This is a genomic window from Staphylococcus sp. 11511212, assembly GCF_011394755.1.
Classification (GTDB): Bacteria; Bacillota; Bacilli; order Staphylococcales; family Staphylococcaceae; genus Staphylococcus; species Staphylococcus chromogenes.
In genome coordinates this window covers 1-1186 of record NZ_JAANBQ010000009.1, presented here as the reverse complement: position 1 = coordinate 1186, position 1186 = coordinate 1, and the positions used below count along the sequence as shown (strand labels likewise).

Genomic DNA, 1186 nt, shown 5'->3' with positions numbered 1-1186 from the left:
TCTTATTTAAAGTGCGTTGCTTTTTTCTCATTTATAAGGTTAAATAATTCTCATATATCAAGCAAAGTGACATGCTATAAATTCAATAACTACATAATGTATGATTAGGGTGTACCTATAACTTACAAAAATTCTTATATCTTAATGTATTACTTAACATCCTAATTGACTTTATAGTAGGAGGCCTTATCACACTCTTTAAGTTGCCGATTTTTTATTGTAAACTGTATATAAATCATATTTGAGGAGGTGTCTAAATGTTTCTTATAGCTTATTGTTGCAGATATTTACAGATTATACGCAACAAATTTTCGATTTTAATTCCAAAATTGGTGAAGTCTGTCTTTTTTGAAATTAATAATCGAATCTATAAGGAACTGACACTATATACTTCTTCCTTATAGAGGATATGGAGGAAGAAAAATGAATATACTCAATGCTTCGAATGTTTCTAAAAGTTATGTAGAAGAAACTTTATTCGATAATATCAAGTTGACCCTTAATTCTGGTGATACTGTAGGATTAGTAGGACGTAATGGTGAAGGAAAAACTACTTTGCTAAAACTGCTAGCAGGGTTAGAAAAACCTTCCAAAGGCATTATTAGTTGGAAGAAAAATGTGAGAATCGGTTATTTAAACCAAATACCCAATTATGAAAATGATACAAGTGTTTATCAATGTTTGGAATCTGTATTTCAAGAGTTAAATACTATATCAGAACAACTTGAAGCTATAGAAAATAAAATGGCTGAAGATAAAGAAAGTATAACTACACTAATGTCTCGCTATGGTGAACTACAGACATATTATGAAGAAAATGGTGGTTACGAGATAGATTCTAAGATACGTAAAGTGACTTATGGATTAAATATTGACCATTTACTTGATACAGAGTGGGGGAACTTATCAGGAGGAGAACGTACAAAAGTAGGTCTTGCTCAAATGTTAATTAAGTCTACTGATTTGCTACTTTTAGATGAACCAACAAATCACCTTGATGTTAAATCTATAGAATGGTTGACTAATTATATAGAAAATTTTGAAGGTGCTACCGTAATCGTCTCACATGATCGTTATTTTTTAGATGAAACAGCAAATCAAATTATGGAAATAGATCAAAAAATGCTCCATGTTTATAATGGAAATTATTCGCAATTTGTTGAAGAAAGAGAAAAAAGGCTGTTAG

The 1186-nt window shown here is 30.1% G+C and carries 1 protein-coding gene; it reads left to right on the top strand.

What is annotated here, in order from left to right; all coding sequences use genetic code 11:
- Positions 1 to 423: 423 nt before the first annotated feature.
- A partial coding sequence (locus G8Y84_RS08080) for an ABC-F family ATP-binding cassette domain-containing protein (protein ID WP_165806270.1) occupies positions 424 to 1186 on the top strand: 763 nt, incomplete at its 3' end.